22 protein-coding genes and 1 other annotated feature are annotated in these 26,503 nt (G+C 55.7%); of the genes, 12 read left to right on the top strand and 10 right to left on the bottom strand.

Annotated elements, in window-relative coordinates:
* Positions 1–111: 111 nt before the first annotated feature.
* From maa to acrA, 5 genes are all read right to left on the bottom strand, one after another.
* The gene (maa, locus tag AC4IC4_RS04895; protein ID WP_024906845.1) at positions 112–663 is read right to left on the bottom strand and encodes a maltose O-acetyltransferase; all 552 of its coding nucleotides are present in this window, start codon (positions 661–663) and stop codon (positions 112–114) included.
* 205 nt (positions 664–868) lie between these two features.
* Positions 869–1,087, bottom strand: coding sequence for a hemolysin expression-modulating protein Hha (gene hha, locus AC4IC4_RS04900; RefSeq protein ID WP_010428174.1), 219 nt, complete (start codon positions 1,085–1,087; stop codon positions 869–871).
* 27 nt (positions 1,088–1,114) lie between these two features.
* Complete coding sequence (tomB, locus tag AC4IC4_RS04905; RefSeq protein ID WP_008499288.1) at positions 1,115–1,489, bottom strand: Hha toxicity modulator TomB; 375 nt, start codon at positions 1,487–1,489, stop codon at positions 1,115–1,117.
* A gap of 510 nt (positions 1,490–1,999) precedes the next feature.
* Positions 2,000–5,146, bottom strand: coding sequence for a multidrug efflux RND transporter permease subunit AcrB (acrB, locus tag AC4IC4_RS04910; RefSeq protein ID WP_024906846.1), 3,147 nt, complete (start codon positions 5,144–5,146; stop codon positions 2,000–2,002).
* Between the two features lie 22 nt (positions 5,147–5,168).
* Complete coding sequence (gene acrA, locus AC4IC4_RS04915) at positions 5,169–6,362, bottom strand: multidrug efflux RND transporter periplasmic adaptor subunit AcrA (RefSeq protein ID WP_491472257.1); 1,194 nt, start codon at positions 6,360–6,362, stop codon at positions 5,169–5,171.
* 140 nt (positions 6,363–6,502) lie between these two features.
* Between acrA and acrR the strand changes: the two genes are divergently transcribed.
* Positions 6,503–7,156, top strand: a complete 654-nt coding sequence (gene acrR, locus AC4IC4_RS04920; protein ID WP_024906848.1) for a multidrug efflux transporter transcriptional repressor AcrR — start codon at positions 6,503–6,505, stop codon at positions 7,154–7,156.
* Between the two features lie 113 nt (positions 7,157–7,269).
* Positions 7,270–10,617, top strand: a complete 3,348-nt coding sequence (gene mscK, locus AC4IC4_RS04925; protein WP_407859518.1) for a mechanosensitive channel MscK — start codon at positions 7,270–7,272, stop codon at positions 10,615–10,617.
* A 1-nt stretch (position 10,618) separates the two neighbouring features.
* On the opposite strand, the gene rsmS is transcribed toward mscK, so the two are convergent.
* Positions 10,619–10,795: a pleiotropic regulatory protein RsmS gene (gene rsmS / locus AC4IC4_RS04930; protein WP_491472258.1), complete on the bottom strand. Its 177-nt coding sequence runs from the start codon at positions 10,793–10,795 to the stop codon at positions 10,619–10,621.
* A gap of 14 nt (positions 10,796–10,809) precedes the next feature.
* Positions 10,810–11,337, bottom strand: a complete 528-nt coding sequence (priC, locus tag AC4IC4_RS04935; RefSeq protein WP_491472259.1) for a primosomal replication protein N'' — start codon at positions 11,335–11,337, stop codon at positions 10,810–10,812.
* Between the two features lie 50 nt (positions 11,338–11,387).
* Here priC and AC4IC4_RS04940 point away from each other — a divergent pair, with 50 nt between their 5' ends.
* From AC4IC4_RS04940 to AC4IC4_RS04980, 9 genes are all read left to right on the top strand, one after another.
* On the top strand, positions 11,388–11,765 hold the full coding sequence (locus AC4IC4_RS04940; RefSeq protein WP_024906851.1) for a DUF454 family protein: 378 nt from the start codon (positions 11,388–11,390) through the stop codon (positions 11,763–11,765).
* A gap of 151 nt (positions 11,766–11,916) precedes the next feature.
* The gene (gene apt / locus AC4IC4_RS04945; protein WP_006176947.1) at positions 11,917–12,468 is read left to right on the top strand and encodes an adenine phosphoribosyltransferase; all 552 of its coding nucleotides are present in this window, start codon (positions 11,917–11,919) and stop codon (positions 12,466–12,468) included.
* Between the two features lie 88 nt (positions 12,469–12,556).
* Positions 12,557–14,485 (top strand): DNA polymerase III subunit gamma/tau, encoded by a 1,929-nt coding sequence (gene dnaX, locus AC4IC4_RS04950; protein WP_024906852.1) that lies wholly within the window; start codon positions 12,557–12,559, stop codon positions 14,483–14,485.
* Positions 13,815–13,879 (top strand) — a sequence feature (DnaX frameshifting element). Its footprint overlaps the gene before it by 65 nt.
* A gap of 53 nt (positions 14,486–14,538) precedes the next feature.
* Positions 14,539–14,871: a YbaB/EbfC family nucleoid-associated protein gene (locus AC4IC4_RS04955; protein ID WP_003858972.1), complete on the top strand. Its 333-nt coding sequence runs from the start codon at positions 14,539–14,541 to the stop codon at positions 14,869–14,871.
* The gene (gene recR / locus AC4IC4_RS04960; RefSeq protein ID WP_008499298.1) at positions 14,871–15,476 is read left to right on the top strand and encodes a recombination mediator RecR; all 606 of its coding nucleotides are present in this window, start codon (positions 14,871–14,873) and stop codon (positions 15,474–15,476) included. The genes AC4IC4_RS04955 and recR overlap by 1 nt, the downstream gene beginning before the upstream one ends.
* 110 nt (positions 15,477–15,586) lie before the next feature.
* A complete protein-coding gene (gene htpG, locus AC4IC4_RS04965; protein WP_473721737.1) occupies positions 15,587–17,461 on the top strand; it encodes a molecular chaperone HtpG in 1,875 nt (624 codons plus the stop codon).
* 195 nt (positions 17,462–17,656) lie between these two features.
* Positions 17,657–18,301, top strand: coding sequence for an adenylate kinase (adk, locus tag AC4IC4_RS04970; RefSeq protein WP_006809841.1), 645 nt, complete (start codon positions 17,657–17,659; stop codon positions 18,299–18,301).
* A 125-nt stretch (positions 18,302–18,426) separates the two neighbouring features.
* Positions 18,427–19,389, top strand: coding sequence for a ferrochelatase (gene hemH, locus AC4IC4_RS04975; RefSeq protein WP_032646187.1), 963 nt, complete (start codon positions 18,427–18,429; stop codon positions 19,387–19,389).
* Positions 19,390–19,451: 62 nt separating this feature from the next.
* A complete protein-coding gene (locus AC4IC4_RS04980; protein ID WP_024906855.1) occupies positions 19,452–20,756 on the top strand; it encodes an inosine/guanosine kinase in 1,305 nt (434 codons plus the stop codon).
* 92 nt (positions 20,757–20,848) lie between these two features.
* Here the strand turns inward: AC4IC4_RS04980 and ybaL are convergent, their stop codons facing one another.
* Both ybaL and AC4IC4_RS04990 read right to left on the bottom strand, forming a co-directional pair.
* The gene (gene ybaL, locus AC4IC4_RS04985; protein ID WP_024906856.1) at positions 20,849–22,525 is read right to left on the bottom strand and encodes a YbaL family putative K(+) efflux transporter; all 1,677 of its coding nucleotides are present in this window, start codon (positions 22,523–22,525) and stop codon (positions 20,849–20,851) included.
* Positions 22,526–22,754: 229 nt separating this feature from the next.
* Entirely contained in the window at positions 22,755–23,975 is a 1,221-nt protein-coding gene (locus AC4IC4_RS04990; RefSeq protein ID WP_491472260.1) for an MFS transporter, read from the bottom strand.
* 169 nt (positions 23,976–24,144) lie between these two features.
* On the opposite strand from AC4IC4_RS04990, the gene ushA reads away from it, so the two are divergent.
* Positions 24,145–25,797, top strand: coding sequence for a bifunctional UDP-sugar hydrolase/5'-nucleotidase UshA (ushA, locus tag AC4IC4_RS04995; protein ID WP_491472261.1), 1,653 nt, complete (start codon positions 24,145–24,147; stop codon positions 25,795–25,797).
* 92 nt (positions 25,798–25,889) lie between these two features.
* Here ushA and ybaK read toward each other — a convergent pair whose 3' ends face one another.
* Entirely contained in the window at positions 25,890–26,369 is a 480-nt protein-coding gene (gene ybaK / locus AC4IC4_RS05000; protein ID WP_032646192.1) for a Cys-tRNA(Pro)/Cys-tRNA(Cys) deacylase YbaK, read from the bottom strand.
* Positions 26,370–26,503: the final 134 nt, after the last annotated feature.

The raw sequence follows: 26,503 nt of genomic DNA on the forward strand, positions 1-26,503 counted from the left end.
CCTTCATGAGAGTTGACAATACAGGGTGTCTGCCAATTTTAGGGGAGCCATCAGGCTGAAAAAAGTAACAGTCTGGCGCTAAAAGACCATAACAGTTGGCTCCCCGTAACCTCACAACGTTTTAATGATTTTGGCCGGGTTGCCGCCAACGACGACGTTAGCCGGGACGTCTTTCGTCACGACGGCGCCGGAGGCCACCACGACATTATCACCAATGGTGACGCCAGGGTTAATGACCGCCCGGCCACCAATCCAGACGTTATTGCCAATGCTGACAGGTTTTCCAAACTCCACGCCGCTATTGCGTTCCTCCGCATCCAGCGGGTGGGTTGCCGTATAAATATGAACACCCGGCGCGAGCATGCAGTTATCGCCAATATGAACAGGGCAGACATCCAGCATTACACAGTCGAAGTTCGCGTAAAAGTTTTTGCCCAGATAAATGTTATATCCATAGTCGCAGCGGAAGCTCGGTTCTATATAAGCGCCTTCGCTTTGTCCCAGAAGTTCCGCCAGAATGTTCTGGCGTTCTGTTTTTTCATCAGGTGCGGTGTGGTTATAGCGATAGACCAGATGGCGGGCCCGCAGTCGGTCGGCCCGTAACGTCTCATCGCCGGGACGATAATGTTCACCGGCAATCATCTTCTGTTTTTCTAAGCTCATTGGAAACCTCGCTGAATGTGATTACCGCAGGGTAATCTGAACAGGCCAGGAGGGGAACGTTCCCGAAAAGCCGATGTGACTGGCGTCACAACATTGCTGCTGATAAACACGTTTTACACGGAGACCTGGCCTTGGCACAGGGAGCATAACGGGATAGGTAAATACTGAGAACGAGGCGTAGAACTCTACAGACACCCTTCAAAGATTAACGGACAAATTTCCACACAGAAGTAGGGATTTTGTCATACAGCTTGTTCATTGTCAGCTCGGCAAGACGATGGTCAGCGGCTGAATAAAATACCGCCAGCTCATTATCCGAAAGCTCGTATTTATTCTTTTCAATGACGCGCTCAAGCGTGTCAATTGACTGACAACGTCGTAAGCGCATCAAATAATCGACTTTTGTGAGTGGTTTATCAGACATAAATTCACCTTAGTAATTGTAATAATTTTAACAGGAAAGACTAACCGGGTTAGCTCTGCTCACGTTGACGAAACAGCGGAATAGCCGGTTCCCCGATTTACGCCATTTTTGCAAATCCTGGGCGTTAATGCCGTAACTGCTGAACAACATAAAGGTGTCGTCCAGGTATTCATCAATTTGCTCAATGAGCTTATTATCTTCATTGTACTTAATTTTATAATTAAGTGCGAAGGTTGCGATATGCTCTATCAGCTCATTCAACTGTAAATTGATAGCAGACGTTGGGTCGTTTACCCAGCCATGGTTGCTTTCATCAAGGTTGGCAAGGCAGTCATGGTACAAGGATTCGCAGAGAAATTTCAACTGCGCGATATCATGCCTTTTTGGCGAGTACTCGTCCATAGCGCATCCCCTTCTGAGTGATTTCTTACTCACCGAACATCATTGTCGGGATGGATACAACTGACTTAGCTACATGAGTGCTGTGTTCCTGATAACCTAACTATAAGCCACTCCTTCCTGGATTTCATCGCGCGATTACGAAAAATTACAAATAAAACCGCACACATGCGAGCAAGTACGCAAATGGTCATCCCGGACTCAACTTTTTTATCCAAATTAACGAGGGTGCTTTATCGCTTCCTTACGTTTCATCGGCTTAGCAAAATGATGAGAAAAGTTCAGATTCAGACTTATCTTTGTAAGAACTTCTTATTAGGAATATTCCTAATAACTTAAGCGGGGAAATGAAATTAAAAAAATCCTGAATTCACCGATTAAGTTATCAGTTAATTATGATATGTCTATTTAAGATGGCAGAAAATAAATAGAACCACAATAAGCGTAATTTATGATTTTTTCTGAAAATGAAAAAGGCCGCTAATGCGGCCTTTTTATCATGTGAAACCGGTATCAGTGAGGTTCTACCGAATGCGTGTGCTCAATATCCTCATTCTTCCGGCTGAAGCGGCGGCGAACCACCACGAAGAACACCGGTACGAAGAAGATAGCCAGTACGGTTGCGGTAACCATACCACCCATAACGCCTGTACCAACCGCGTTCTGCGCACCGGAGCCAGCACCGGAACTGATAACCAGCGGCAGTACGCCGAGGATAAACGCCAGTGATGTCATCAGGATTGGGCGCAGACGCATACGAACAGCCTCAAGCGTCGCCTCAATAAGGCCTTTACCTTCTTTCTCCATCAGATCTTTGGCGAATTCAACGATAAGTATCGCGTTCTTCGCCGACAAGCCAATGGTTGTCAGCAGGCCTACCTGGAAGTACACGTCGTTGGTCAGTCCGCGGAACGTTGCCGCAAGCAGCGCACCGATAACCCCAAGCGGTACCACCAGCATAACGGAGAACGGAATTGACCAGCTCTCGTACAGCGCTGCCAGACACAGGAAGACGACGATCAGTGAAATCGCGTACAGGGCAGGGGCCTGGTTTCCGGACAGACGTTCCTGATAGGACATACCTGTCCAGTCGTAGCCGATACCCGAAGGCAGTTTACTCGCCAGCTCTTCCATCAGATTCATGGCTTCACCGGTGCTTCGGCCCGGCGCGGCCTGACCCAGGATTTCCATCGATGGCAGACCGTTATAGCGTTCCAGACGCGGCGAACCGTATTCCCAGCGTGACGTTGAGAACGCCGAGAACGGTACCATCTGACCATTGCTGCCGCGCACGAACCAGCTGTTGATATCGTTTGGCAACATACGGTATTGCGCCTCTGACATCACGTACACTTTCTTCACGCGACCGCGGTCGATGAAGTCGTTAACGTAGCTACCGCCCCAGGCGGCGCCCAGCGTGGTATTAATGTCACTGATGGATACGCCCAGCGCCTGGGCTTTCTCCTGGTCGATGTCGATTTTATACTGCGGCGTATCTTCCAGGCCGTTTGGACGCACGCCGACCAGCAGGTCAGGGTGCTTAGCCACTTCGCCAAACAGCTGGTTACGTGCCTGCGTCAGTTTTTCGTGACCCAGACCGCCCTGGTCAATCAGCTGGAAGTCGAAGCCGGTCGCGGTACCCAGCTCAACAATCGCTGGCAGGTTAAAGGCGAAGACCATCGCATCTTTAATCTGCGAGAAGGTGCCCATTGCACGGCCGGTGATGGCTTCAACCTTGTTCTTTTCGCCCGGACGTTCAGACCAGTCTTTCAGAGAAACGAAGGCAATACCTGTGTTCTGACCACGACCCGCAAAGCCAAAGCCGTTAACCGCAAACACGGATTCAACGTTGTCTTTCTCTTTGGTGAGGTAGTAATCCGTCACTTCATCCAGCACTTTCTGGGTACGCTCTTGCGACGCACCCGCAGGAAGCTGTGCCATTGTCAGGAACACACCCTGGTCTTCATCCGGCAGGAACGAGCTTGGCAGACGAACGAACAGGAACGCCATCCCCACCACGATGATGATATAGAGCAGCAGGTAACGACCGGTGCTGCGCAGGATGTTGCCCACGCTGTCGGTGTAGTGGTGCGTGCTCTTGTCAAACATGCGGTTAAACCAGCCGAAGAACCCTTTATGCTCGCCGTGACCGCCTTTCTGAATCGGCTTCAGCATGGTGGCACACAGCGCAGGCGTCAGGATCAACGCGACCAGCACCGACAGCGCCATCGCGGAAACGATGGTAATCGAGAACTGACGGTAAATCGCACCGGTAGAGCCCCCGAAGAAGGCCATCGGGATAAATACCGCAGACAGCACCATCGCGATACCGACCAGCGCGCCCTGGATCTGGCCCATTGATTTACGGGTCGCTTCCTTTGGCGGAAGACCTTCTTCCGCCATCACGCGCTCGACGTTCTCTACCACGACGATGGCGTCATCCACCAGCAGACCGATGGCGAGCACCATCCCGAACATTGTCAGGGTGTTTATCGAGTAGCCAAATATCGACAGGATCGCAAAGGTCCCGAGCAGAACAACCGGCACGGCAATCGTTGGGATAAGCGTCGCGCGGAAGTTTTGCAGGAACAGATACATCACCAGGAACACCAGGATGATCGCTTCTACCAGCGTTTTAACCACTTCGTGAATCGAAATTTTGACGAACGGCGTGGTGTCGTACGGGTAAACGATTTTCAGACCTGACGGGAAGAACGGTTCCATTTTCTTCAGCTCTGCGCGGATCGCCGTGGCGGTGTCCAGGGCGTTAGCGCCTGTCGCCAGTTTGATACCCAGACCGGAAGCCGGTTTACCGTTAAACTTCGCGATGATGTCGTAGTTCTCACCGCCCAGCTCTACTTTTGCCACGTCGCGCAGGCGAACCTGGGAACCGTCCTGATTCACTTTCAGCAGAATTTTGCTGAACTCATCGGCAGAGGTCAGACGGGTCTGCGCGATGATCGAGGCGTTAAGCTGCTGGCCTTTCACCGGCGGCGTACCGCCTAGCTGACCGGCTGCCACCTGGGCGTTCTGCGCTTTAATCGCATTGATCACGTCAACCGGGGTCAGCTGGAAGTTGTTCAGTTTGTTCGGATCCATCCAGATACGCATTGCGTACTGAGAACCGAACAGCTGAACGTCACCCACACCGGAAGTACGGCTGATGGCGTCCTTCATATTGGCGCCCACGTAGTCGGAAATATCCTCCTGCGTCATGGTGCCGTTGGTGTTGATAACGCCGACAACCATCAGGAAGCTGCTGGACGATTTCTCGACGCTCACACCCTGCTGTTGTACTTCCTGCGGCAGCAAAGGCATCGCCAGCTGCAGTTTGTTCTGCACCTGAACCTGCGCAATGTCAGCATCCGTACCTGACTGGAAGGTCAGGGTGATCTGAACTGTACCGGTAGAGTCACTGTTTGAGGACATGTACATCAGGTTATCGATACCGTTCATGTTCTGTTCGATAACCTGAGTGACGGTGTCCTGCACCGTTTTCGCATCAGCCCCAGGGTAGGTTGCGGAGATGGTCACCGCCGGTGGCGCAATCGTTGGATATTGCGCGACAGGCAGCTTCAGGATCGCAAGTCCCCCGGCCAGCATGATGATAATGGCGATCACCCACGCAAATATGGGGCGATCGATAAAGAAATTAGGCATGTCTTAACGGCTCCTGTTTAAGTTAAGACTTGGTTTGTTCTGACTGGCCAGCGGCCGAAGCTTGTTGTTTATCGTCAGATTTCACTTCCTGTGCTTTAACCTGCGCGCCAGGACGAACTTTTTGCAAACCAGTAACAATCACGCGATCGCCATCTTTCAGACCTTCCGTCACCAGCCATTTATCGCCAATCGCCTGGGTGGCGGTGATATTGCGCGTTTCGACTTTGTCATCTGCTCCAACAACCAGTGCGCTCGCATCGCCGCGTGGCGTACGGGTCACACCCTGCTGTGGAACCAGAAGGGCGGCTGGATTCGTTCCTTCTTCCAGACGCGCGCGAACGAACATACCTGGCAGCAGGTTTTTGTCAGGGTTCGGGAAAATCGCACGTAAGGTGATGGAACCGGTGGTCTGGTCGACCGTCACGTCAGAGAATTCCAGCGTACCTTCCTGCGGGAACTTGATACCGTCGTTGGTAATCAGCTCCACTTTGGCTTTGCCGTTTTCCTGTTTCAGGGTGCCGTTAGCCAGCTCCTGTTTCAGGCGCAGGAAATCATTGCTGGACTGCGTCACGTCAACGTAGATCGGATCAAGCTGCTGCACGGTCGCCAGCGCAGTGGTCTGACCGTTCTGCACCAGTGCCCCTTCCGTGACGGAAGACTTACCAATACGACCGTTGATAGGGGAGGTCACTTTGGTATAGGCCAGGTTAATGCGCGCGGTTTCGACCGCCGCTTTGGCTGCCACTACGGCTGCGTTAGCCTGCTGCGCATCTGCCAGGGCGGTATCGTAATCCTGTTGGCTGATGTACTTGGTACCGAGCAGTTTTTGATAACGATTCACCGTCAGCTGGGCAATTTTGGCTGCGGCCTGTGCTTTCGCCAGGTCGCCTTTCGCGCTTTCATAATTTGCCTGATAGGTTGCGGGATCAATCTGATACAGAGACTCACCGGCCTTCACATCACCGCCTTCGGTGAAGTTACGCTTCAGGATAATGCCACTAACCTGAGGACGCACTTCCGCAATGCGGTAAGCATTTGTACGGCCTGGTAACTCGGTGGTGATTTGTAGAGGTTCAGATTTGAGCGTCACGACGCCTACTTCTGGCGCCTGCTGAGCTCCTTGTTGAGCTGGTTTGTCGTCACATCCTGTTAGCGCTAAGCTGCCTGAGAGCATCAGAACGACCGCCAGAGGCGTTAACCCTCTGTTTTTGTTCATATGTAAACCTCGAGTGTCCGATTTCAAATTGATCAAGGGTCCTGAGTCTAAAACCCGTTGCTGCGTTTATATTATCGTCATGCTATGGTACATACATTCACAAATGTATGTAAATCTGACTCCTGTAAATTCACCCACCTATGGCACGAAAAACTAAACAACAAGCGCTGGAAACCCGACAACACATTCTGGATGTGGCAATACGTTTGTTCTCTCAGCAGGGTGTTTCGTCAACCTCGCTGGCACAAATTGCTCAGGCTGCCGGTGTGACGCGGGGAGCGATTTACTGGCATTTTAAAGATAAGTCAGATCTGTTCGGTGAAATCTGGGAGCTTTCAGAGTCCAGCATTAGCGATCTCGAGAGTGAGTATCGGGCAAAATTCCCTGATGATCCACTCTCAGTAATGAGAGAAATATTAGTATATATCCTTGAAGCGACGGTAGTTGAAGAACGTCGCAGATTAATGATGGAAATAATTTATCATAAATGCGAGTTCGTGGGCGAAATGGCGGTGGTGCAACAGGCGCAACGCAGCCTCAGCCTCGAAAGCTATGACCGTATCGAACTGAACCTGAACCTGTGTATGCAGGCAAAGCTGTTACCGGCCAATCTCTTGACCCGCCGGGCGGCTATCCTGATGCGCGGCTACATTTCAGGTCTGATGGAAAACTGGCTGTTTGCCCCGCAATCCTTTGACCTCAAAGAGGAAGCCCGCAGCTACGTGGCGATTTTACTGGAAATGCTACAGCTCTGCCCGTCGCTGCGCAGCGACGCGCCATCGCTAACTGCCTGAGTCATTTCCAGGATTTATCTCAGAGGCTCACGTTCGCGCTATTCTGCTTCCGGCGAGCGTGATATTCTTCACGCCGGACTATTTTCGGTCATCTTCTGACATCATTCACAACTATGCTGCCCATCAATCGCTCGCAACATCCTGTTTTTGCATTGCTCTTTGCGATGCTGTTTTTCTTTGCCACGGCGCCGCTGACCTGGGCCCGCGCCGATAACAGCAATGACATTCCCTCGCGTGGCGATGTTCAGTCGCAGCTCGACGCGCTGAACAAACAAAAAGAGCTCTCTCCTCAGGATAAGCTCATCCAGCAGGATCTGACGGAAACGCTGGAAACGCTGGATAAAATTGAACGCGTCAAAGCCGATACCGCCCAGCTTCGTCAGAAGGTGGCGCAGGCTCCTGAAAACATGCGCAAAGCGACGGAATCACTGAACGCCCTGAGCGACGTCGATAACGATACCGAAACGCGCAAGACGCTCTCGACGCTCTCTTTACGTCAGCTGGAGTCGCGCGTCGCTCAACTGCTCGACGACCTGCAAACCGCGCAGTCCGACCTCGCGACCTATAACAGCCAGCTTGTCTCCCTGCAAACCCAGCCGGAACGCGTGCAAAACTTGATGTACTCCGCGTCTCAGCAGCTGCAGCAGATCCGCAACCGTCTGAACGGCACGACGGTGGGAGAGGGAACGCTGCGCCCGACCCAGCAAACCCTGCTGCTGGTTCAGCAGACCTTGCTCAATGCACAGATTGAACAGCAGCGAAAAAGTCTGGAAGGGAATACGGTGCTGCAGGACACCCTGCAAAAACAGCGTGATTACGTCACCGCCAACATTAATCGTCTTGAACACCAGCTTCAGCTGTTGCAGGAGGCGGTTAACAGCAAGCGCCTGACGCTGACGGAAAAAACCGCCCAGGAGGCCGTATCGCCTGATGAGACCGCCCGCATTCAGGCGAATCCGCTGGTGAAACAGGAGCTCGACGCCAACCACCAGCTTAGCCAGCGCCTGATACAGGCGACGGAAAAGGGTAACTCACTGGTTCAGCAAAATATCAAAGTGAAGAACTGGCTGGATCGCGCGCTGCAGGCTGAGCGCAACATCAAAGAGCAGATCGCGGTCCTGAAGGGCAGCCTCCTGCTGTCGCGTATTCTCTACCAGCAGCAGCAGACGCTTCCGTCCGCTGATGAGCTGGAAGACATGACCAACCGCATCGCGGATTTGCGTCTGGAACAGTTTGACGTCAACCAGCAGCGCGATGCCCTTTTCCAGAGCGATACCTTTGTCGCCAAAATTGAAGAGGGGCATTCCAGCGACGTGAACCCGGAAGTGCACGACGCGCTGCTCCAGGTCGTCGATATGCGTCGCGAGCTGCTGGACCAGCTCAACAAACAGCTGGGTAACCAGCTGATGATGGCCATTAACCTGCAAATCAACCAGCAGCAGCTGGTGAGCGTCTCGAAAAGTCTGCAGGAGATCCTGACTCAGCAGATTTTCTGGGTAAACAGCAATAAACCGATGGACTGGGACTGGATTAAATCCTTCCCTGAGACGCTGAAAACGCAGATCAAGAGCATGAAAATCACCGTGAACTGGGAGAAAGCCTGGCCTGCGGTGACGATTGCCTTGCTGGCGGGATTACCGCTGCTGCTGATTGCTGGCCTGATCCGCTGGCGTCTGGGCTGGCTGAAAAAATACCAGGCGAAGCTGGCCTCCGAAGTGGGACAGCTGCGCAACGATAGCCAGCTCCATACGCCAAAAGCGATTCTCATCGATCTCATCCGCGCCCTGCCGGTGTGCCTGATTATTCTGGCTGTGGGCCTGATTCTGCTCACCATGCAGCTCAACGTCAGCGATCTGCTGTGGGCGTTCAGTAAAAAACTGGCGCTGTTCTGGCTGGTGTTTGGCGTGTGCTGGAAGGTGCTGGAAAAAGACGGCGTGGCGGTGCGTCATTTCAACATGCCTGCGCAGCTGACCAGCCACTGGCGTCGCCAGATTGTGCGCATCAGCCTGGCGCTCCTGCCGCTGCACTTCTGGTCGGTTGTCTCTGAGCTTTCCCCGCTGCATCTGATGGATGATGTGCTGGGCCAACTGGTCATCCTGCTGAACCTGCTGTTGATTGCGATCCTGATGTGGCCGATGTGCCGCGACAGCTGGCGTGATAAAGAGTCCCACAATATCCGTCTGGCCACCGTGACCGTGCTGGCGATCATTCCGCTGGCGCTGATGGTGCTGACGGCAACGGGCTACTTCTATACCACGCTGCGCCTGTCCGGGCGCTGGATTGAAACGGTCTATCTGGTGATCGTCTGGAACCTGCTCTATCAGACCGTACTGCGCGGCCTGAGCGTGGCGGCCCGCCGCATCGCCTATCGCCGTGCCATTGCGCGTCGTCAGCATCAGGTGAAAGAGGGGGCTGAAGGCGCGGAGCCACAGGAAGAGCCGACCATCGCGCTGGAGCAGGTTAACCAGCAGACGCTGCGTATCACCATGCTGGTGATGATCGCCCTGTTTGCGGTGATGTTCTGGGCTATCTGGTCCGATCTTATTACCGTTTTCGCCTATCTCGACAGTATTACCCTCTGGCAATACAACGGCACCGAAGCGGGCGCGGCGGTCATGAAAAGCGTGACCATGGGCAGCCTGCTGTTTGCGCTGGTGTCGTCGGTGGTGGCCTGGGCGCTGATCCGCAACCTGCCAGGCCTGCTCGAAGTGCTGCTTCTGTCACGTTTGAATCTTCGCCAGGGGGCGTCCTACGCCATTACGACGATCCTCAACTACGTGATCATTATTGTTGGGGCGATGACGGTCTTTGGTTCGCTTGGCGTCTCGTGGGATAAACTGCAGTGGCTGGCGGCCGCCCTCTCGGTCGGTCTTGGTTTTGGCCTGCAGGAGATCTTCGGTAACTTTGTCTCCGGCCTGATCATCCTGTTCGAACGTCCGGTACGTATCGGCGATACCGTTACTATCGGCACCTTCTCCGGTACGGTCAGCAAGATCCGTATTCGTGCCACCACCATCACCGACTTCGATCGCAAAGAGGTGATCATCCCGAACAAAGCGTTCGTGACCGAGCGTCTGATCAACTGGTCACTCTCGGATACGGTGACGCGCGTGGTGATCCGCCTGGGCGTGGCCTATGGATCGGATCTGGATAAGGTGAAAGAGGTGCTGCTGAAGGCGGCGTCTGAGCATCCGAAAGTGATGCACGATCCGGCTCCGGCGGTCTTCTTCACCACCTTTGGGCCGAGTACGCTGGATCACGAGCTGCGTTTATACGTGCGTGAACTGCGTGACCGCAGCTACACGGTGGATGAACTTAACCGTTCTATCGATCGTCTGTGCCGTGAAAACGATATTAATATCGCCTTCAACCAGCTTGAGGTTCATCTGCGTAACGAGAAAGGTGATGAGCATACGGAAGTGAAGCGCGACATTAAGGGCGACGACCCGACTCCGGCTTAATCTATCTTCCCTCTCCCTGTGGGAGAGGGTTAGAGTGAGGGGTAAGTTTCCCCTCAAAATCCCGCCGTACAATCTCCAGCGCCTTAAGCACCGTTTCGGTGGGGATCTCATGATTCTCCAGCAGCATAATCAAATCGACGGCCAGCTTGACCTCATCGGGTGCATTTTCCAGTGACATGGGTATGGGTCCTGTTAACGGGTCAAACGTTCAATGACGCGCTCAATCTCATCCAGCGCCTGACGGCAGCGGACGATGCGTCCTTCCAGCGCGCTAATCTCGCGCATCAATAGCTGCTGCTCTTCCAGCGTTTCGCTGTTGTTCAGACGCACCTCGCGTTCGCGCTTCATCTCAAACAGTCGGCGTTCAAACTCCTGGTTCTCCAGCCGCTTGCGCTGCCATTTACCGAGCCCCGGGGAGGCGCTGTCCCAGGCGCGCAGCGGCCAGGCGGCGATTTCGCGATGCAGCGCGGTGATCTGCTCGGTGAGATGCGCCGCAAGCCACGCCACCTGTTCCTGCTGTTCACTCTCAACCGCATGGCGAAGCTCGTCGAGATTCGTCTGCGCTTCCGCCAGGTAATCCTGAATGACGGTGCTGCGGGTACGAAAAAGCTGTCGGTCAAAGCGCGGCTTCAGCGTGGCGTGCCCCATTAGCGGTATAGCCTGCTCCCGCAGAGCAATCAGCTGATTTTGCAGCCTCTCAAGAAGCAGTGCTGTTTTCAAGGCGCTCTCCAGTGGTAAAGTAGCCGTTCAGTTTGATAACGATTCGCATTATGAAGCGTACTATTTTAATCATCATTGGCTGGCTCGCGGTAGTGCTTGGCACGCTGGGTGTGTTTTTACCCTTACTGCCGACCACGCCATTTATCCTGCTGGCGGCCTGGTGCTTCGCCCGCTCGTCGCCGCGTTTTCACCACTGGCTGCTCTACCGCTCATGGTTTGGCGGCTATCTGCGGCACTGGCAAAAACACCGGGCCATGCCGCCCGGCGCGAAGCCGCGCGCGATCGCAGTGATCCTCATCACCTTCGCTATTTCATTATGGCTGGTGAAAATGATGTGGGTACGTATTCTGCTGCTGGCGATCCTGACCTGCCTGCTTTTCTTTATGTGGCGGATCCCCGTGGTTGATGAAAAGCAACAAAAGCACTGAAGCCTCATCATGGCTGTTGCAATTATCACGCGCAGCCAGTAAATTCGACCGTTTTCGAGCACAGGTGCGCCTGGTCAAAGGTTAAACAATTGTTGCCTTGGCCGACTCGTTGCGCGCTGTGAGTAACACTGTTTTATTTAGGCACAAACCGATGACCGCAACTGCACAGCAGCTTGAATATCTGAAAAACAGCATCAAAAGCATCCAGGACTATCCAAAGCCTGGCATTCTTTTCCGTGATGTCACCAGCTTGCTGGAAGACCCGAAAGCGTACGCACTCAGCATTGAACTGCTGGTCGAGCGTTATAAAAACGCCGGGATCACCAAAGTAGTAGGTACCGAAGCCCGTGGTTTCCTGTTTGGCGCACCGGTTGCGCTGGCAATGGGCGTGGGTTTTGTGCCGGTGCGTAAGCCGCGCAAGCTGCCGCGTGAAACCATCGCAGAAAGCTACGAGCTGGAGTACGGCACCGATCAGCTGGAGATCCACGTTGATGCGATCAAGCCTGGCGACAAAGTGCTGGTGGTCGACGATCTGCTGGCAACCGGCGGCACCATTGAAGCGACCGTGAAGCTGATCCGTCGTCTGGGTGGGGAAGTGACCGACGCGGCCTTCATCATCAACCTGTTCGATCTCGGCGGTGAACAGCGCCTGGAAAAACAGGGTATTACCAGCTATTGCCTGGTGCCTTTCCCGGGTCATTAATCCCGGTTTTCACAACCTCGCTCAATGGGTGAGGTTGTGATAGCATTCCCCTCCATAAATTCACCTTCCAGCGTTGCAGAGCCTGCCCATGAGTTATCAGGTGTTAGCCCGTAAATGGCGACCACAAACCTTTGCTGACGTTGTCGGTCAGGAACATGTGCTGACGGCCCTGGCGAACGGCTTGTCGCTAGGTCGCATCCATCACGCCTATCTTTTTTCCGGCACCCGCGGCGTCGGTAAGACCTCTATTGCCCGTTTGCTGGCAAAAGGTCTCAACTGCGAAACCGGGATCACCGCCACGCCGTGCGGCGTGTGTGATAACTGTCGGGAGATCGAGCAGGGGCGTTTTGTCGATCTGATCGAGATCGATGCCGCTTCGCGCACCAAAGTGGAAGATACCCGCGACCTGCTCGACAACGTGCAGTACGCCCCGGCGCGCGGCCGCTTCAAGGTCTACCTGATCGATGAAGTGCACATGCTGTCGCGCCACAGCTTTAACGCCCTGCTGAAGACGCTGGAAGAGCCGCCCGCGCACGTGAAGTTCCTGCTGGCGACCACCGATCCGCAAAAGCTGCCGGTCACGATTTTATCGCGCTGCCTGCAGTTCCACCTGAAGGCACTGGACGTCGAGCAGATCCGTGCGCAGCTCGAGCATATTCTTGATGAAGAGAAGATTGTCCACGAACCGCGCGCCCTGCAGCTACTGGCCCGCGCGGCGGACGGCAGCCTGCGTGATGCGCTCAGCCTGACCGACCAGGCGATTGCCAGCGGTGACGGCAAGCTCTCCACCGAGGCGGTCAGCACCATGCTCGGCACGCTGGATGACGATCAGGCGCTGTCGCTTATCGAAGCGATGATTGCCGCCAACGGCGAACGCGTGATGTCGCAGGTGAATGCCGCCGCTGCCCGGGGTATTGAGTGGGAAGGGCTGCTGGTTGAGATGCTCAGCCTGCTGCACCGCGTGGCTATGCTGCAGCTTTCTCCCTCCGCCATTGGTGCGGATATGGCGACCATTGAACAGCGGATGCGTGAGCTTGCCCGCACCGTGCCGCCTGCCGACGTGCAGCTGTACTACCAGACGCTGCTGATTGGCCGCAAAGAGTTACCGTTCGCGCCGGATCCGCGTATGGGCGTTGAAATGACGCTGCTGCGCGCGCTGGCGTTCCACCCGCGCATGCCATTGCCGGAGCCGGAAGTGCCGCGGCAGTCTTTCGCGCCGGTCGCCCCTACGGCGGTGATGTCGCCGCAGCAGGTGCCACCGCAGCCGACACCGCCGCCGCAGCAGAACGTACCGCTGTCGGATGCCACCAGTTCGGTGCTTGCCGCACGCAGCCAGCTGCAGCGTGCGCAGGGAGTAACCAAACCAAAAAAGAGTGAACCGGCAGCGCCAGGAAGAGCGCGGCCGGTGAACAACGCCGCGCTTGAACGACTGGCCTCGGTAACGGAGCGCGTACAGTCGCGTCCGGCACCGTCCGCGCTCGAGCAGAAAGCCCCGGTGAAAGAAGAGGCTTACCGCTGGAAGGCAACCACCATCACCGAAGAGGTGAAGGAAGAGGTCGCCACGCCGAAAGCGCTGAAAAAGGCGCTGGAGCATGAGAAAACGCCGGAGCTTTCCGCAAAGCTTGCCGAAGAGTCCATTGCGCGCGACGCCTGGGCCGCTGAGGTCAGCAAACTCCAGCTGCCGAAGCTGGTGGAGCAGGTCGCGCTGAACGCCTGGAAAGAGCAGGACGGCAATCAGGTGCGTCTGCACCTGCGTCCGGGCCAGCGACACCTCAATTCTCCTGGCGCGCAAAAGGCGCTGGCCGAGGCGCTCGCCACATTACAGGGCGCGCCGGTTGAATTGACTATCATTGAAGATGATAATCCGGCAGTGAAAACGCCGCTCGAGTGGCGCCAGGCCATTTATGAAGAAAAGCTCGCGCAGGCGCGCGAGGCGATTATTGCGGATAACAATATTCAGACCCTGCGCCGGTTCTTCGACGCCGATCTGGATGAAGAGAGTATTCGCCCCATTTGATCGTGAGTCTGACTTACGGTTGTAATCCTTAAACGTGAAAAAGAGAGAAGCCTATGTTTGGTGGAAAAGGCGGTCTGGGTGGCCTGATGAAGCAGGCTCAGCAGATGCAGGAAAAAATGCAGAAGATGCAGGAAGAGATCGCTCAGCTGGAAGTCACGGGTGAGTCCGGTGCCGGTCTGGTCAAAGTGACCATCAACGGTGCGCACAACTGCCGTCGCGTGGAAATCGACCCAAGCCTGCTCGAAGACGACAAAGAGATGCTGGAAGATCTGGTTGCAGCCGCGTTTAACGATGCCGCTCGCCGTATCGACGAAACTCAGAAAGAGAAAATGGCCTCTGTTTCCAGCGGCATGCAGCTGCCGCCTGGCTTCAAGATGCCATTCTGATGCAAACCAGTCCGCTGCTCACGCAGTTAATGGAAGCACTGCGCTGCCTGCCGGGCGTTGGCCCGAAGTCGGCGCAGCGCATGGCGTTTACGCTATTGCAGCGCGACCGCAGCGGCGGGATGCGCCTGGCGCAGGCTTTGACCCGCGCCATGTCAGAAATTGGTCACTGTGCGGACTGCCGTACCTTTACCGAGCAGGACGTGTGTAACATCTGTACGAACCCGCGTCGTCAGGAAAACGGTCAGATTTGCGTGGTGGAGAGTCCGGCGGACATCTACGCCATCGAACAAACCGGGCAGTTTTCCGGCCGCTACTTCGTGCTGATGGGGCATCTCTCCCCGCTGGACGGCATTGGTCCGGATGATATCGGTCTTGACCGCCTTGAACAGCGTCTTGAGTCCGAAACCATCAAAGAGGTGATCCTCGCCACCAACCCGACGGTGGAAGGGGAGGCAACCGCCAACTACATCGCCGAGCTGTGCTCGCAGTACGGCGTTGACGCCAGCCGCATCGCCCATGGCGTGCCGGTGGGCGGCGAGCTGGAGATGGTGGACGGCACCACGCTGTCGCACTCTCTGGCCGGGCGTCACAAGATTATTTTCTGACCAAACGGAGGCTGCGCGCGCGGCCTCCGCTTGAAAATTTCCCCCCTTATCCCCATCTCTCACTCAACGTTTTAAAACCCCATTAAATGGCATTGTTGAGGTCGACATAGATGAAAGGACAAGAAACCCGTGGTTTCCAGTCAGAAGTAAAACAGCTTCTGCACCTGATGATCCATTCCCTGTATTCCAACAAAGAAATTTTCCTGCGTGAGCTGATTTCCAACGCATCCGACGCGGCGGACAAGCTGCGCTTCCGCGCGCTGTCTAACCCGGATCTGTACGAAGGCGACGGCGAGCTGCGCGTGCGCGTCTCGTTCAATAAGGAGAACCGCACCCTGACCATCGCCGATAACGGCATCGGGATGAACCGCGACGAGGTGATCGACCACCTCGGCACCATCGCCAAATCCGGCACCAAAGCGTTCCTCGAGTCCATGGGCTCGGACCAGGCGAAAGACAGCCAGCTCATCGGCCAGTTCGGCGTCGGTTTCTACTCGGCGTTCATCGTGGCGGACAAAGTCACCGTCCGTACCCGTGCGGCGGGCGACAGCGCTGAAAACGGCGTGCTGTGGGAGTCCAAAGGGGAAGGCGAATATACCGTTGATGACATCACCAAAGCGGATCGCGGTACCGAAATCACCCTGCACCTGCGCGAAGGCGAAGACGATTTCCTGAACGACTGGCGCGTGCGCTCCATCATCAGCAAATATTCCGACCACATTGCCCTGCCGGTCGAGATTGAAAAACAGGAAGAGAAAGACGGCGAAACCGTGGTTTCCTGGGAGAAAATCAACAAGGCGCAGGCGCTGTGGACGCGCAACAAGTCTGAAATTAAAGACGACGAGTACAACGAATTCTACAAGCACATCGCCCACGATTTTACCGACCCGCTGACCTGGAGCCACAACCGTGTGGAAGGTAAGCAGGAGTACACCAGCCTGCTGTACATCCCGGCACAGGCGCCGTGGGACATGTGGAACCGCGATCACAAGCACGGTCTGAAGCTGTACGTGCAGCGCGTCTTTATCATGGACGACGCCGAGCAGTTCATGCCGAACTACCTGCGCTTTGTGCGCGGCCTGATCGATTCTAACGATCTGCCGCTCAACGTCTCCCGTGAAATTCTGCAGGACAGCACCGTCACCCGTAACTTGCGCAACGCCCTGACCAAACGTGCGCTGCAGATGCTGGAAAAACTGGCGAAAGACGATGCGGAAAAATATCAGACCTTCTGGAAACAGTTCGGCCTGGTGCTGAAAGAAGGCCCGGCAGAAGACACCGCGAACGTTGAAACCATCGCCAAACTGCTGCGCTTCGCCTCAACGCATACCGACTCCTCCGCGCAGACCGTGTCGCTGGAAGAGTACGTCTCCCGCATGAAAGAAGGGCAGGAGAAGATCTACTACATCACCGCCGACAGCTACGCGGCGGCGAAGAGCAGCCCGCACCTGGAGCTGTTGCGCAAGAAAGGCATCGAAGTGCTGCTGCTTTCTGACCGCATCGACGAGTGGATGATGAACTACCTGACCGAGTTCGACGGTAAATCTTTCCAGTCTGTAGCCAAAGCCGACGAGTCCATCGACAAGCTGGCGGATGAAGTGGACGAAAGCGCGAAAGAAGCTGAGAAGGCGCTGGAGCCGTTCGTTGAGCGCGTGAAAACCCTGCTGGGCGACCGTGTGAAAGAGGTGCGTTTCACGCACCGTCTGACCGACACCCCAGCCATCGTCACCACCGATGCCGACGAAATGGGCACTCAGATGGCGAAACTGTTCGCGGCGGCGGGCCAGGCGATGCCGGAAGTGAAATATATCTTTGAGCTTAATCCGGATCATCCGCTGGTGAAACGCGCGGCGGATACCCAGGACGACGCCCGCTTTGCCGAGTGGGTTGAACTGCTGCTGGATCAGTCCCTGCTGGCCGAGCGCGGTACGCTGGAAGATCCTAACCTGTTCATTAAACGTGTGAATACGCTGCTGCTGGCGTAATTGACCACGCCTCCCCTGGTCTTCTCCCTCTCCCCGTGGGAGAGGGCCGGGGTGAGGGCACCAGACCGCACCCTCCCAAATAATCTCCCCCCATTAACCGTTTCAGCCTTCCTGCCTTCCTTGAGCGATGCCCGTTCTGGTGGTATTGTTTAGCGCTTTTGAAAAATTGAAACGACTTTTGAGGGGATTTTCGCAATGCGTATTATTCTGCTTGGCGCTCCGGGCGCGGGTAAAGGAACTCAGGCTCAGTTCATCATGGAGAAATACGGTATTCCGCAAATCTCCACCGGTGATATGCTGCGCGCCGCTGTTAAATCTGGCTCCGAGCTGGGTAAACAGGCGAAAGACATCATGGACGCAGGCAAGCTGGTGACCGACGAGCTGGTGATTGCTCTGGTCAAAGAGCGCATTGCTCAGGAAGACTGCCGTAACGGTTTCCTGCTGGACGGCTTCCCACGCACCATTCCTCAGGCTGACGCCATGAAAGAAGCGGGCATCAACGTGGACTACGTTCTGGAGTTCGACGTACCGGACGAGCTGATTGTTGACCGCATCGTTGGCCGTCGCGTACACGCTGCTTCTGGCCGCGTTTACCACATCAAATTCAACCCACCTAAGGTTGAAGGCAAAGACGACGTGACCGGCGAAGAGCTGACCACCCGTAAAGACGATCAGGAAGAGACCGTGCGCAAGCGCCTGGTGGAATACCATCAGATGACCGCGCCTCTGATCGGCTACTACACCAAAGAAGCGCAGGCGGGTAACACCAAATACGCGAAAGTTGACGGCACCAAAGCCGTGGCTGACGTACGTGCAGAGCTGGAAAAAATCCTCGGCTAATTGCATTTCTCTCACCCGGGTCCTCCGGGTGAGAAATATTCTCATCTTACCTATTACAGCAATGGGTTTCGTTTAAACGCATTTCCGCTACAATTGACAACCTATCAAATGGTTAAGAGGCGTGAATGAGTCAGGCGAAAACCGGCATCCTGCTTGCCAATCTGGGCACCCCAGAAGCACCTACATCAGACGCGGTAAAACGCTACCTGCGACAGTTTTTAAGCGACACGCGCGTCGTGGATTTCCCGAGACTGCTGTGGTGGCCGCTGCTGCGTGGCGTCATTCTGCCGATTCGTTCTCCGCGCGTCGCCAAACTCTATCAGTCCGTGTGGATGGAAGAGGGCTCACCGCTGATGGTTTACAGCCGTCGTCAGGAAAAAGCGCTGGCCGCCCGCCTGCCGGACATGCCCGTTGCGCTCGGTATGAGCTACGGCAAACCCTCCCTGGAAAGTGCGGTGGAATCCCTGCTGGCGCAGGGCGTGGACCATATCGTCGTGCTGGCGCTCTACCCGCAATACTCCTGCTCGACGGTGGCCGCCGTCTGGGACGAGCTGGCCCGCATTCTGGCGACCCGCCGCCGCATTCCGGGTGTGACCTTTATTCGCGACTACGCGGATAACGAGCTCTACATCAAGGCGCTTGCCAACAGCGCGCGCGCGTCGTTTGAAAAGCACGGCGAGCCGGATCTGCTGCTGCTTTCCTATCACGGGATCCCGCAGCGTTTCGCTAACGAAGGGGATGATTACCCCCAGCGCTGCCGTGATACCACGCGCGAGCTGGTTTCCGCCCTTGGCCTGCCGCCGGAGAAGGTGATGATGACCTTCCAGTCGCGCTTCGGCCGCGAGCCGTGGCTGACGCCGTACACCGATGAAACTCTCAAAATGCTCGGCGAGAAGGGCGTGAAGCATATTCAGGTGATGTCGCCGGGCTTCTCGGCAGACTGTCTGGAAACGCTGGAGGAGATCGCGGTGCAAAATCGGGAATTTTTCCTGGAGGCTGGCGGCGAAAAGTACGAGTACATTCCGGCGCTTAACGACTCGCCTGAGCATATCGACATGATGGTCTCGCTGGTGACGAACAGCCGCTGATCGCACTCCGGGCCGGGTTTGTGCTACCATTCCCGGCCCATATTCTTCGTACAGTTCAGACCATGAAATTTCCCGGTAAACGCAAATCCAAACACTACTTTCCCGTCGATGCCCGCGATCCGCTCCTGCAGCAAATCCAGCCAGAAAATGAAACCAGCGCGGCGTGGGTCGTCGGTATCGATCAGACGCTGGTGGACATTGAAGCCAAAGTGGATGATGCGTTTGTCGCCCGTTACGGTCTGAGCGCCGGACACTCGCTGGTGATTGAGGATGACGTTGCCGAAGCGCTGTACCAGGAGCTGGTGCGCGAAAACCTGATTACCCATCAGTTCGCCGGCGGTACCATCGGCAATACCATGCATAACTACTCCGTGCTGGCAGACGACCGTTCGGTACTGCTCGGCGTGATGTGCAGCAATATCGAAATTGGTGGCTATGCCTACCGCTATCTCTGCAACACTTCCAGCCGTACCGATCTGAACTACCTGCAGGGCGTTGACGGGCCGATTGGCCGCTGCTTCACGCTGATCGGCGAGTCCGGGGAGCGTACCTTTGCCATCAGCCCTGGCCACATGAACAAGCTGCGCGCCGAGAGTATTCCTGAAGAGGTGATCGCGGGCGCCTCGGCGCTGGTGCTGACCTCCTACCTGGTGCGCTGCAAGCCGGGTGAGCCCATGCCGGAAGCGACCATGAAGGCGATTGAGTACGCGAAGAAATACAACGTGCCGGTCGTTCTGACGCTGGGCACGAAATTCGTTATCGCCGATAACCCGGAGTGGTGGCAGGCCTTCCTGAAAGAGCACGTCTCGATTCTGGCGATGAACGAAGAGGAGGCCGAAGCGCTGACCGGCGAAAGCGATCCGCTGCTGGCGTCTGACAAAGCGCTGGACTGGGTGGACCTGGTGCTCTGCACCGCGGGCCCGGTTGGGCTGTATATGGCCGGCTTCACGGAGGAAGAGAGCAAACGCAAGACCCAGCACCCGCTGCTGCCCGGCGCGATTGCCGAGTTTAACCAGTACGAGTTCAGCCGCGGTATGCGCCATCAGGATTGCATCAATCCGCTGCGGATCTACTCTCACATCGCGCCATATATGGGCGGGCCGGAGAAGATCATGAACACCAACGGCGCGGGCGACGGCGCGCTGGCCGCGCTGCTGCACGACATCACCGCTAACGCTTACCACAAAACCAACGTGCCGAACTCCAGCAAGCACAAGTTCAGCTGGCTGACCTATTCGTCGCTGGCGCAGGTGTGTAAGTACGCCAACCGCGTGAGCTATCAGGTACTGAACCAGCACTCACCCCGCTTAACGCGTGGCCTGCCGGAACGGGAAGACAGCCTCGAAGAGGCTTATTGGGATCGGTAAATGTAAAAAGGCAACGTAAGTTGCCTTTTTTAATGTTTGTTCCCTCTCCCCGTGGGAGAGGGCCAGGGTGAGGGCATCAGACCGCACTAAACTTACCCCGTCACAGCCTCTTCAACCGGCGGTTTTTCCAGCAGCGTCAGCATGGTGTTAGCAATCTCGCGCTCGCCCATCACCACCTTATCTGCACCGCGCTCGGTAATGTACTCCACCTCGTCGTCATAGTGCGCCCGGGCGATAATCTCAATTGTTGGGCACTTCGCGCGTGCGGAAGCCACAATCTCACCCGCTTCATAGCCGTTAGGAATGGTCAGCAGCAGCCAGCGGGCGCAGTCCAGATGCGCCAGATTCATGATCTCTTCGTTCGCCGCATTGCCCAGCACCGCACGAATACCGCGCTCGCGCAGCTCGTCGACGCGGGTGCGCGAGGTCTCAATCACCACCAGCGGAATGCCCTGTGCCATCAGCTTTTCACCGAGCAGGCTGCCCACGCGGCCAAAGCCGACCAGCAGAGCGTGGTTGCAAATATCAACCGGGATCTGCTTCTCTTCTTCGATGGCCTCTTCGAGCGTCTGCTCTTCCAGCGTTTCGGTTTTATCGAGGTATTTTTCCAGCAGGGCAAACAGCACCGGGTTCAGCATGATGGAGAGGATCGCCCCCGCCAGCACCAGGTTTTGCCCCGCCTGCGGCAGCAGATTCAGGGCCATGCCCAGACCGGCCAGAATAAAGGCGAACTCACCGATCTGCGCCAGGCTGGCAGCGATGGTTAGCGCCGTACGCGGAGAGTGACCGAACATTCGTACCAGGAAGAAGGCGGCAAGCGACTTACCAAAGATGATGATCGCCAGCGTGCCCAGCACGGCCAGCGGTTGATGGATCAGGACCATCGGGTCAAACAGCATCCCGACGGAGACGAAGAACAGCACGGCGAAGGCATCGCGCAGCGGTAGCGTATCGTGCGCCGCGCGGTGGCTCAGCTCGGACTCGTTCAGCACCATCCCGGCGAAGAACGCCCCCAGGGCAAAGGAGACATCAAACAGCTCAACGGCACCAAAGGCGATGCCCAGCGCCAGCGCCAGCACGGAGAGGGTAAACAGCTCGCGTGAGCCGGTCGCCGCGCTGCGGGACATGATCCACGGCACCAGACGGCGGCCCACCAGCATCATGATGGCGATAAACGCCACAACCTTACCAATGGTGATGCCCATATCCAGCGCCAGCGAGGCGAAGCCGACGTTGTCTTTTTCCATCATCCCGGCGACGGCAGGCAGGAGTACCAGCGTCAGGACCATGACCAGGTCTTCCACAATCAGCCAGCCAATCGCGATCTGCCCGCGCTGGCTGTCAATCAGCTGTCTCTCCTCAAGCGCGCGCAGCAGCACCACGGTACTGGCGGTTGAGAGACACAGCCCAAATACGATGCCGGTCATCAGCGACCAGCCCAGTACGGCCGAAAGCGCCATCCCCAGCAGCGTCGCCACCCCTATCTGGGCGATCGCTCCCGGTATGGCAATCGACTTTACCGCCATCAAATCCTTCAGGGAAAAATGCAGACCGACGCCAAACATCAGCAGAATCACGCCCAATTCCGCCAGTTCAGGTGCCAGTTTGGTATCCGCAACGAAACCTGGCGTGAACGGTCCCGCCAGAACACCTGCCAGCAGATAGCCGACAAGAGGAGAAATACGCAGTTTATTGGCAATCATGCCGAGGATAAAAGCGAGCACAAGTCCACCAACAATGGTGGTGATAAGCGGTGTGGCGTGGTGCATTCCGTCTCCTTTCGTTGTGGGTGTTCCTTTTTGGCGAAAACCAAAAAACCGAGTAATAGTTTATGACAATTTTTACCCTTATGTTTATGAATAATTGTTGAAGTTTGAATAAAACAGCAATATGCACGTAAAAAAGCGCATTTTGATAAATTCAGAGAAGGGATGAAGAAGAAACCCTTATGGCATCAGGGTGTCAGGTAGCCAAAGTAAAACTTTGGCTACCCGTAATTCAGGCTTTATGCCGGTTATCAGGCAGGAATATGGTTAACATCCCAAGAAGCGGCAGGAAAGCGCAGATTTTATAAACCAGGAAGATGCTGGTGTGATCCGCAACCATCCCTAACACCGCTGCGCCAAGCCCGCCCATGCCGAAGGCGAAACCGAAAAAGAGTCCGGAAACCATACCGATACGGCCAGGCAGCAGCTCCTGGGCATAAACCAGAATGGCGGAAAACGCAGAAGCGAGGATAAAACCAATAATCACGGTTAAAATCCCCGTCCATTCAAGGCTCGCGTACGGCAAAATAAGGGTAAACGGCGCCACGCCGAGGATAGAGCCCCAAATGACATATTTACGCCCAATCTTATCACCCACAGGCCCGCCAATGACCGTACCGGCCGCGACGGCGAACAGGAAGGCAAACAGATGGATCTGCGCGTTTTGTACCGATAATCCGAATTTTTGCATCAGATAAAAGGTGTAATAGCTGCTGATGCTCGCCATATAGAAGTATTTCGAGAAAATCAGTACCAGCAGCACAGAGACGGCCAGGATAACCTTATTGCGCGGCAGGGGATTGATAACCTTCACTTTAGGTTTCCCTTTGTTCACGCGATGCTGCGCGGCATACCAGCGGCTGATTTGCGCCAGCACGATAATCGCCAGCAGTGCGGCCAGTACAAACCAGGCCACGTTGCCTTTGCCATACGGCGCGATGATCACCGCCGCCAGCAATGGGCCCAGGGAGCTACCAAAGTTACCGCCCACCTGGAAAAGCGACTGCGCCAGGCCGTGACGACCACCGGACGCCATCCGTGCCACGCGCGAGGACTCCGGATGGAACACGGACGAGCCGGTACCCACCAGCGCGGCGGCGATCAGCACCGCTTCAAAACTCCCGGCCATGGCCAGCAGCACCAGCCCGCTTAAGGTAAAGCACATGCCAATCGGCAGCGACCACGGCATCGGGTATTTATCCGTCCAGTAGCCCACCACCGGCTGCAGCAGCGACGAAGCCAGCTGGAAGGTCAGGGTGATCATCCCGATCTGCACGAAGGTGAGTGAGAACTCAGACTGCAGTAGCGGATAAATCGCCAGAATCAACGACTGGATCATGTCGTTGAGCAGGTGCGAGAGACTGATTGCGCCTAAGACTTTAAAGGAGGTGCGCGATGCAGGCGGCGACGCCGGTGCGCCCGGAACGGGCTGGGTTGATTCACTGATTGCCATAGAGAGAAGTACCACGTCTTTAGTTATTAGAGATGCAGGGTGTAATTATTATCCAACTAACATACCCGCCTGCGACATTTGAAGAAAGTCGCAATTATGAAAACTTATTTGTCTATTCTTATTAGTCACTGTAATTTCTGCCTTTGTCTATTGGTCAGGGAGAGAGAAGATGAAGTTAATGAAGCGGGGCGTCGCGCTGGCGCTCATCGCGGCGTGGGGGCTGGTAAGCCTGCCCGCGCAGGCGTATGAAAAAGACAAAACCTATAAAATTACCATTCTGCATACCAACGACCACCACGGTCACTTCTGGCGCAGTGAATACGGCGAATATGGCCTGTCAGCACAAAAAACGCTGGTGGATGGCATTCGCAAAGAGGTGGCGGCTCAGGGCGGCAGCGTACTGTTGCTCTCAGGCGGTGATATTAATACCGGCGTGCCGGAATCCGATTTGCAGGACGCCGAACCCGACTTTCGCGGCATGAATCTGATTGGCTACGACGCGATGGCAGTCGGTAACCATGAGTTTGATAATCCGCTGACCGTGCTGCGTCAGCAGGAAAAATGGGCCAAATTCCCGTTCCTCTCCGCCAATATTTATCAGAAAAGCACCGGCGAACGCCTGTTTAAACCCTGGGCGCTGTTTAAGCGTCAGGATCTGAAAATCGCGGTCATCGGCCTAACCACTGACGATACGGCGAAAATTGGCAACCCTGAGTTCTTCACCGATATCGAATTCCGTAAACCGGCAGACGAAGCAAAGCTGGTGATTCAGGAGCTGCAGCAAAACGAAAAGCCGGACGTGATTATCGCCACCACCCACATGGGCCATTACGATAACGGCGAGCACGGCTCCAATGCGCCCGGCGACGTCGAGATGGCGCGCAGCCTGCCGGCAGGCTCGCTGGCAATGATTGTGGGCGGTCACTCACAGAATCCGGTGTGTATGGCCTCGGAGAACAAAAAGCAGGTGGACTACGTGCCGGGCACGCCGTGCGCGCCGGACCGTCAGAACGGTATCTGGATCGTACAGGCGCACGAGTGGGGCAAATACGTGGGTCGTGCAGATTTCGAGTTCCGTAACGGCGAGATGAAGCTGGTCCACTACCAACTCATTCCGGTCAACCTGAAGAAGAAGGTCACCTACCCGGACGGGAAAAGTGAGCGCGTACTTTACACGCCTGAGATTGCAGAGAACCAGCAGATGCTCTCCCTGCTGACGCCGTTCCAGAACAAAGGCAAGGCGCAGCTGGACGTGAAGATTGGCACGCTCAATGGCCGCCTGGAAGGGGACCGCAGCAAAGTCCGCTTCGTGCAGACCAACATGGGCCATCTGGTGCTGGCGGCGCAAATAGCGCGCACCGGCGCTGACTTTGGCGTAATGAGCGGCGGCGGCATTCGTGATTCCATCGAAGGCGGAAACATCACCTATAAAGACGTGCTGAAGGTACAGCCGTTCGGCAACGTGGTGGTCTATGCCGACATGAGTGGGAAAGAGGTGATTGACTACCTGACCGCCGTGGCGCAGATGAAGCCAGATTCCGGGGCCTATCCGCAGTTTGCTAACGTCAGCTTCGTCGCGAAAGACGGCAAGCTTAACGACCTGAAGATCAAAGGCGAACCGGTTGACCCGGCTAAAACGTACCGTCTGGCGACGTTAAGTTTCAACGCCACGGGCGGCGACGGCTATCCGCATATTGATAATAAACCGGGATACGTGAATACCGGCTTTATCGATGCCGAAGTGCTGAAGCAGTTCATCGAGCAGAATTCACCGATTGACGTGAATGCTTATGAGCCGAAAGGTGAGGTGAGCTGGCAGTAGTGCGGGGATTTTGTGCCGGGTGGCGGCTTCGCCTTACCCGGCCTACATCCGAACCGTAGGCCCGGTAAGCGCAGCGCCACCGGGCAATTTCCTCAATCCCGGCGGGCAATATCCGCAAACTTCGCGTCCAGCATTTTCGCCAGATCGTCCGCCGCCAGCTCGATATCCAGCCCGCGTTTGCCGCCGGATATAAAAATGGTCTCAAATTCCTGTGAGGGTGCATCGATCAGCGTCGGCAGGCGTTTTTTCTGTCCGAGCGGGCTGATCCCACCCACCAGGTAGCCCGTGGTGCGTTGCGCCACCATCGGATCGGCCATATCCACCTTCTTCGCCCCCAGCGCTTTGGCGACTTTCTTAAGGTCCAGCTGTCCTGCCACGGGAGTCACCGCGACGGCGAGGTGCTTCATATCGCCGTTCACCGCCACCAGCAGCGTTTTGTAAACCTGGTCAGCATTCAGCCCCAGCTTGCGCACCACTTCATCACCAAAGTTGGTCTCGTTCGGATCGTGATCGTAAGTGTGGATCCGGAAAGAAATGTTGTTTTTTTCGAGTAATTTAACGGCGGGAGTCATAGCTATCCTTCTTACGACAGACAAATCATGCCAACAGCATACGCCTGACGTTTGTCTAAAAAATAGCACCATCTTGCGCAATAGTATTGGCAGTGATGGTCACTTTGAGCGACAATCGGCTCAACCGAAGGTCT

Source organism: Enterobacter sp. Taxon_2 (assembly GCF_058355295.1).